Annotated in this window: 1 protein-coding gene; it reads right to left on the bottom strand. The window is 60.5% G+C overall.

The window, feature by feature from the left end:
• Positions 1-223 (bottom strand): immunoglobulin-like domain-containing protein (locus tag ACK1VC_RS28800; protein ID WP_449118184.1); only part of this gene is annotated, 223 nt, incomplete at both ends.

Raw genomic sequence — 223 nt, 5'->3', positions numbered from 1 at the left:
TTACCGGCGTCTGGGCAGGGTTGCTCAGGGTCACGGTGTAGGTGATGACACCACCTTCGGTCACCGACGGGTTCGCGGTCAGCGTTGCGGTGGTGGCGTCTACTGAATCGTTGATCGTGGTCTGAGCCGGGGTCGGATTCGGGGTCAACTGCTCGAAGTTACCGCCCGTGGCGTTCTCGATGGTGACGCTGACAGTCGAACCGTTGTTGTAGACGTCGTTCGT

The organism is Pseudomonas sp. XP2 (assembly GCF_053557975.1).
This window is presented reverse-complemented; position numbering and strand designations above follow the sequence as displayed.